The organism is Paenibacillus sp. NPDC057967 (assembly GCF_042887015.1).
Lineage (GTDB): Bacteria > Bacillota > Bacilli > Paenibacillales > Paenibacillaceae > Pristimantibacillus.
In genome coordinates this window covers 106,126-113,528 of the sequence record NZ_JBHVQB010000008.1, presented here as the reverse complement: position 1 = coordinate 113,528, position 7,403 = coordinate 106,126, and the positions used below count along the sequence as shown (strand labels likewise).

Here is a 7,403-nt window from a genome sequence, read left to right as displayed (position 1 = left end):
CGTGCTGGTACGGGTAGCAGCGGATGCTGCAACGGGGACGCCGGCGGGCGCAGCCAAGACGCTGACATTCACTACGAATCCGCCAGCGCCGGCAGCACCGAATGTAACCGCCGACGATGCGGCTAACGTCATCGTGGGTCTAGACACGACGATGGAGTTTCAGGTTGATGGCGGCAGCTATGTACAGTATGACGGTACCAATGCTCCGAATTTGTCTGGTGACCACACCGTGCTGGTACGGGTTGCAGCAGATGCCGCAACGGGGACGCCGGCAGGCACTGCCAAGACGCTGACGTTTACGATCAATCCGCCAGCGCCGGCAGCACCGAATGTAACCGCCGACGATGCGGCTAACGTCATCATGGGTCTGACCACGACGATGGAGTTTCAGATCGACGGCGGCAGCTATGTGAAGTATGACGGTACCAATGCGCCGAGCTTGTCAGGTAACCACACCGTGCTGGTACGGGTAGCAGCAGATGCTGCGACGGGTACGCCGGCGGGCGCAGCCAAGACGCTGACGTTCACCACGAATCCTCCAGCGCCGACAGCGCCGAATGTAACCGCAGATGATGCGGCTAACGTCATCGTGGGTCTGACCATTACGATGGAGTTTCAGATCGATGGCGGCAGCTATGTGAAGTATGACGGTACCAATGCTCCGAATTTGTCTGGTAACCACACCGTGCTGGTACGGGTAGCAACAGATGCTGCGACGGGGACGCCAGCAGGCGCAGCCAAGACACTGACGTTCACCACGAATCCTCCAGCGCCGGCAGCACCGAATGTAACCGCCGACGATGCGGCTAACGTCATCATGGGTCTGACCACGACGATGGAGTTTCAGATCGACGGCGGCAGCTATGTGAAGTATGACGGTACCAATGCGCCGAACTTGTCCGGTGACCACACCGTGCTGGTACGGGTAGCAGCAGATGCTGCGACGGGGACGCCGGCGGGCGCAGCCAAGACGCTGACGTTCACCACGAATCCTCCAGCGCCGAATGTAACCGCAGATGATGCGGCTAACGTCATCGTGGGTCTGACTACAACGATGGAGTTTCAAATCGACGGCGGCAGCTATGTGAAGTACGACGGTACGAATGCACCGAACTTGTCCGGTGACCACACCGTGCTGGTACGGGTAGCAGCAGATACCGCGACGGGGACGCCCGCAGGCGCAGCCAAGACACTGACGTTTACGACGAATCCGTCAGCACCGGCAGCACCAAACGTAACCGCCAACGATGCAGCTAACGTCATCGTGGGTCTAGACACGACGATGGAGTTTCAGGTTGATGGCGGCAGCTATGTGAAGTATGACGGTACCAATGCGCCAGACTTGTCTGGTAACCACACCGTGCTGGTACGGGTAGCAGCAGATGCTGCGACGGGTACGCCGGCAGGCACTGCCAAGACGCTGACGTTTACGACGAATCCGCCAGTGCCGGCAGCGCCAAACGTAACCGCCAATGATGCGGCTAACATCATCGTAGGTCTAGATACCACGATGGAGTTTCAGGTCGATGGCGGCAGCTACGTAAAGTATGACGGTACGAATGCGCCGAATTTGGCTGGTAACCACACCGTGCTGGTACGGGTAGCAGCAGATACCGCGACGGGGACGCCGGCTGGCGCAGCCACGACGCTGACGTTTACGACGAATCCGCCAGCGCCGGCTGAGCCGAGTGTAACAACAAGCTCAGGGGTAATCGTGCTTATAAATGGCAAGGCGGAAGAAATAGGCTTTGCAACAACAACCACGGTGGATAATAGGCAAGTCACGACCATTACGATTGATCAGAAGAAACTGGAAGCAAGGATCGCAGCGGAAGGCCAAGGAGCCGTGGTGACCCTTACAGTAACCACGAAGGTAGACGTTTTGGTAATCGAGTTAAACGGGCAAATGATCAAAAATATGAAGCATCATCAAGCCGTTCTAGAGATCAAAACAGGAACGACAACCTACACACTCCCTGCCCACCAAATCAACATCGACGCCTTATCTGATCAGGTCGGTAAATCAGTCGCCTTGCAAGATATTAAGGTTAAGATTGAAATTGCAGCCCCAACTGCAGCTATGGTGAACGTGGTCGAGAATGCAGCGCAGAAGGGAAACTTCACTATTGTAGCCCCACCAGTCAGCTTTACAATCAAGGGTACGTACGGAGATCGGACGATTACGATTGAGAATTTCGATGCTTACGTGGAGCGGACGATTGCGATTCCCGACGGGGTGGACCCAAACAGAATAACAACAGGCGTTGTCGTGGACCCGGATGGAACTGTCCGTCATGTACCGACCAAGGTGATAAAGAAAGACGGCAAAAACGTTGCGATTATTAACAGCTTGACGAACAGTACCTATGCGTTAGTGGGGCATCCAATTGAATTTGACGATGTGGTAAACCATTGGTCGAAGACGGCCGTCAATGACATGGGATCGCGAATGGTGATCGACGGTACAGGGAAAGGACAGTTCAGTCCAGACCGTAACATCACTCGTGCCGAGTTTGCAGCAATCCTTGTACGTGGGCTGGGGTTAAAGCTGGAGAGTAGAGATTCAGTATTCACGGATGTGAATTCTTCGGATTGGTTCAACAGCTACATTAACACCGCATATGCCTATAATCTGATTAATGGATATGCCGATGGTTCCTTTGGTCCGAATGACAACATCACGCGTGAACAAGCGATGACGATGATCGCCAAAGCGATGACCATTACAAATCTGAAAGCAGGGCTTCCTGTTCAATCCGTCGAGATAACTCTTCATCCATATGCGGATGTAGCGAAAGATTCGGAATGGGCAATAAGCAGTATGGCCGACAGTGTACTGTCCGGCATTGTGACAGGTAGAACGAGAACGGAACTTGCACCGAAGTCATTTATGACAAGAGCTGAAGTAGCGATGATTATCCAACGTCTGCTTGAGAAATCCAACTTGATTTAATTTCATACTGACAAGGAACTGTTATCCCGCTTTGGCTTGCAAGAGCTAAGCGGGATAACCGTTCTCTAGTGGATGACTAGATCAGAACGAACGTGAACTGAGAGACGGTAACTGATAACCGTCAGATCCGAGATATCGAATTGACCTTCAATGAAGAGACCTAAAAGCATTAACTCTTCTGCCGAACCCATGGTGGAAGGGGTTATTCCTATTCCAATGAAGGCTCAGCAAGGGATATCTGATATCATCACTTTGAGTGTTTCACAATCTCTTTCCCATCTATGAATTAAATAATTTCTGTTTTCCATTAGTGTCGTTCTAATGATCTCTTTTTCCTTAACAGCTAGGTCAAACTGTTCTACTGATATCACTTTGTCATTGTTTGCTGCCAATAGCTCGTCCTCATCTAAAATATAAATTTCATTATTGGGCAGCAGTATTACATCTATATACAGATCATCAAAGTATGGTATTCCTTCATCGGTCAATGAGCTCTCTGCGATGACATCAAAATAATGTTGAATGACTTCACCCTTACTGTTTATTACGGTTGTCAAAATATGATGTCCTTCATCCGGAATATGTTCAAGCCATGTATATTGATCATCGATAATGATGAGCTCATCATTTTGTCCTATCCGAAAGGTTATTGGACTATTTACGTTTTCAAATTGCATCAAGCAAATATGTCCTTTAAAGTCTGATTCCTCTACATATAATTGTGTATATTTATTCGCGGGTTTAATGGACCAATGAGTTAGATCAGCATACTTACGTTTTATTCCTCACTCCGCCCCTTATAACTTCTGCCGAATCGAAGGGCGAATGCCCCAATCGGTAAATATGATCTAATGTGATATCAGCGTCTTCTTATTGTTTCCCAGATTCTTTAACAATGATCTTGTATGGCTTCTTTAAATATCTTAATAGGTTGTTGATAATCAATTGGTTTGTAGATTATAGTATTTAACCACTGCATTTTTTCAATATTGTCCCTAGGACCATCAGAAGAAAAAAGGGCTGCTTCTTTCATTGTTCCTAATACGCTTCTACTGTTAGTTCTTGAAATCAATAATTCAGATCCATCCTTTAAATATAGGTCAATATGGCTCTGTTTGATCCCTTCGCTTTCAAGGTAACTCTTAAGGGTCGATAGAAATTTCTCTTTCAATAACGTTAATTGTGAAGTTCTAATTCCATCGATTAATAGAGATATACGGGTCAAATCATTCATAAATAAAATGTATTTTCGATTGTTTATTTTGCATATATTTACATGCCAACTGAAGAATGAAGGTACGTCATCAATTTCAGTAGGAGTAATCTACATGTCTTTTAACAAGGACTGTGTAAATCTTAAAACGATCAAAATTTGTTCATTCCCTTCTAAGCGCCGAAAATTCATTTATTGACAACCCCATTCACCTTTCCCGTGCATTCCACTATACCACAGCACATAGTTGCTTTTCCCTTTTTAGATGAAGAGCTTTTCTCATACACTAAGTTAAAGAGCCCCGCTTGCTGCAACCTTCTTATTTTGAATGCTAATACCCCTTCTATGTGTCATGAATAATACGAAGTATCCCAGCGTGACAAGGATACAAATTATGATGTCAACAAGGATCAAATTCTGATAACTTCGGAAATAATCAAAGGAAAAACCTCCGATTAATGCACCCGCAATGCCACCGCCCTGGTGAAAGAACAGTAATATCCCGGCATGTTTTCCTTTTCCGTTGGCAAATTCATTGATGACAAGGATTCCCCCCGGCACTGCGCTTAAGTAGGTAATGCCGAACGCTATCGCAAAAACAATAGGTGAACTTCCCAGGTGCATAAAGAGGAAAGCAAAGCCCAGTATACGTATGCCATACAAAATAGACATCATTACTAATTTATTGTATCGGTCCAGAAAATAACCGCAAAGGAGTGAACCCGTAATTTCCATAATGCCAAGTATGCTCATGGATAACGCGATCATGCTTGGAGACACTTCTGCCAGTTGATGTATGGCTACTAAATTCATTTCGACGGAGCCCATATTGACTCCACAGGTGAAAAGCGCAAATGCGACCACAACAAAGATAGGAAGATGAATGAACGTCTTGGAGGATGGAGTTACTGTAAGAGGCATATCAGGCTCTTCAACTTCTATTGCATGATCCGATTGGGGATTCTCCATATCTTTCTGTTGCTGGCTCTTGATTCCCACCCAAATGACAGGCAATGTCACAACAATGCCTAAGGCAAAAGAAGCTATAAAGGCATCCTTCCATGTTAGCCAACCAACGGATACGAAAATTGGCGTAATAATCGCCAACCCTACAGAAGATGCGCTCGCCAACAACGACATTGCTTTAGCCCGGTGATGCCTAAACCATTCTAACATCAATACATAACTCGTCGTTGCCCCAATGCCAGCTAATCCAGAGATAACGCCATATCCAATAAAAAAGACGATAGGATCGTCCCCTAACAAGACAACGCCAGTACCCATAGTACTCAAGATTGCACTTAAAAAAAGCACCTTCTTTGTGCCGTAACGATCGACAAGCCAGCCTCCCAGAAGCGCGCATATAGCTGTTATTAATAAGTTGGTTGACCATGCCATTGAAATAAATCCCCTACTAATAAGTAAATCCTCCGATATTTGCACCTGAAAAAAAGCCATGCTAAATCGGGTCAGGGCGCCAATAAATCCGACAATCCAGAGAGCCCCCAATCCAATCCAAGCATGCCTGGATTCCTTAAACCATGTCGCGCCCACTCTTATCCCCCTGTCACTCAAAAAAAGATACCGATCGGTATCTTTAATATTAACACAGATGCATTCTTTTGCAAGAGTGGAAATTCATTTGTTATACTACGTGTACAAATACAATTAACGTGAGGGGATGACGATGGAGAAAGGCGAAAAAACTCGTGAGTTTATTATCACTAAAGCCGCTGAGCTTTTTAACCAAAAAGGATATTCGGGTTCATCCTTATCCGATATAACAGAGTTGACAGGCATCAAAAAAGGCGGCATCTACCGCCATTTTTCCAGTAAAGACGAAATTGCGTATGAAGCCTTTAGCTATGCCGGCCATGTTGTAGGGGCCCAGCTTGCCCATGCAATCAGTCAACAAGAATCGGCCTCCGGCAAGCTGCTGGCATACCTGCGCGTATACGAGAAAGTAGTGGAAGCGCCGCCCTTCATTGGAGGTTGCCCGCTCCTCAACACAGCTATTGATAGCGACGACAGTCATCCCGGCTTACGTGAAAGAGCCAAGCAAGCGCTAATAGACACGCTGGAATCTCTAAAGAAAATCATTTCCCAAGGCTTGCAAAGCGGCGAATTTAAAGCAGACCTCGATATAGAAGCACTGGCTACCTTCTCCCTTTCCATCATGGAGGGCGGAATTATGATGAGCAAACTCGAAGGCAATAATCGGCATATGCGGATGAATATCAAGAGCTTTGCTGCTTATCTAGAAAATGTGTGCCTCCGTGAGCCTCGTTAGTTCCTTCCTTGATAAGTCCTGCCCTACGCTATGACGGCTGCATTTATTATTAACAATTCGTCCTTGTCCACTCGCCGCTAAATGTACGTTACCAATAACAAAAGCCCTCAGAGTAATGAAGGGCTTTTGAGCAAGCTTCTATTTTGAGAGCAGCATTCTTGTCACAACAAAAATTTTCGACTGCTTATGATACGGTTCAGCTACTTCTCTTGCTCCTTTATCACCTGCTCAATCCCCGACAGAATCAGCTTGAGGCCAAACTCAAACGCCCCATCGGTCCCCATCAGCTCGAACAAGCCATTATTGAACATCCTCCGGAACAAGCCCGCTTCCGCCTCGCTCATGGAGTCCAGAAGGCGGATCATCTCGTCACCCGGAAGCACGCCCTGTTCCTTAAGGATAGTGGACACATTGCGCTGATGCTGATAATCGTCCAGTACAAAGTAGAAGACATAATTCAAAAGCGTAAGAACGGCTTGAAATTTCTGATCCTGCTCAAGAGGCGTCGATTCCACACAGAGCAGCGTACGGTTGGTGAACCGGATATAATCCGGCTCGTGAGGCAGCGTCATCATCATAAGCTGCGTGGAGCAGGGGTATCGGCAAAGCACGCTCCGTACCGTCTCCGCAAGCCCTGCCAGCTGCTCTTTCCAGTCCCCATCAGAGTGGAACTCCTCCAGAATGATTTTCGACACCTGGTTGGCCAGACGCTGGTAGAGATCTTGCTTGCTCTTGAAGTACCAATACAGAGAAGGAGCCTGAATCCCCAGCCGGTCGGCCAATCGTCTCATACTGAATTTCTCTATGCCTTCCTCCCCTAGAAGCTCCCAAGAGGCTTCCAGAATCATGTCCTCCGAAATTTGAGGCTGCTGTTTCTTCATTGATATCCGCCCTTTATCTAACAGTGTAAGATTGTTCTTTACAGGTTCATAACTTCATGATATCAT

Annotated in this window: 6 protein-coding genes; 2 read left to right on the top strand and 4 right to left on the bottom strand. The window is 47.2% G+C overall.

From position 1 onward, the window contains the following. The coding region (locus ACFVSO_RS20865; protein WP_387477117.1) for a DUF4073 domain-containing protein at window positions 1-2,953 on the top strand (2,953 nt) is incomplete at its 5' end. Window positions 2,954-3,177: 224 nt separating this feature from the next. Here ACFVSO_RS20865 and ACFVSO_RS20860 read toward each other — a convergent pair. The 3 genes from ACFVSO_RS20860 to ACFVSO_RS20850 form a co-directional block, all read right to left on the bottom strand. Continuing rightward, the gene (locus ACFVSO_RS20860) at window positions 3,178-3,630 is read right to left on the bottom strand and encodes a DUF402 domain-containing protein (protein ID WP_387477604.1); all 453 of its coding nucleotides are present in this window, start codon (window positions 3,628-3,630) and stop codon (window positions 3,178-3,180) included. Window positions 3,631-3,842: 212 nt separating this feature from the next. Further along, window positions 3,843-4,262, bottom strand: coding sequence for a DUF6933 domain-containing protein (locus ACFVSO_RS20855; protein ID WP_387477602.1), 420 nt, complete (start codon window positions 4,260-4,262; stop codon window positions 3,843-3,845). 195 nt (window positions 4,263-4,457) lie between these two features. Further along, window positions 4,458-5,720 (bottom strand): MFS transporter, encoded by a 1,263-nt coding sequence (locus tag ACFVSO_RS20850; protein WP_387477115.1) that lies wholly within the window; start codon window positions 5,718-5,720, stop codon window positions 4,458-4,460. Window positions 5,721-5,853: 133 nt separating this feature from the next. Here ACFVSO_RS20850 and ACFVSO_RS20845 point away from each other — a divergent pair, with 133 nt between their 5' ends. Continuing rightward, a complete protein-coding gene (locus ACFVSO_RS20845; protein ID WP_387477113.1) occupies window positions 5,854-6,456 on the top strand; it encodes a TetR/AcrR family transcriptional regulator in 603 nt (200 codons plus the stop codon). A gap of 200 nt (window positions 6,457-6,656) precedes the next feature. On the opposite strand, the gene ACFVSO_RS20840 is transcribed toward ACFVSO_RS20845, so the two are convergent. Next, entirely contained in the window at window positions 6,657-7,337 is a 681-nt protein-coding gene (locus tag ACFVSO_RS20840; RefSeq protein ID WP_387477111.1) for a TetR/AcrR family transcriptional regulator, read from the bottom strand. Window positions 7,338-7,403: the final 66 nt, after the last annotated feature.

Coding starts and splice junctions, on each gene's coding strand:
- ACFVSO_RS20860 (WP_387477604.1), bottom strand. CDS start 3,630: ATGCAATTTGAAAACGTAAATAGTCCAATAACCTTTCGGATAGGACAA.
- ACFVSO_RS20845 (WP_387477113.1), top strand. CDS start 5,854: ATGGAGAAAGGCGAAAAAACTCGTGAGTTTATTATCACTAAAGCCGCT.
- ACFVSO_RS20840 (WP_387477111.1), bottom strand. CDS start 7,337: ATGAAGAAACAGCAGCCTCAAATTTCGGAGGACATGATTCTGGAAGCC.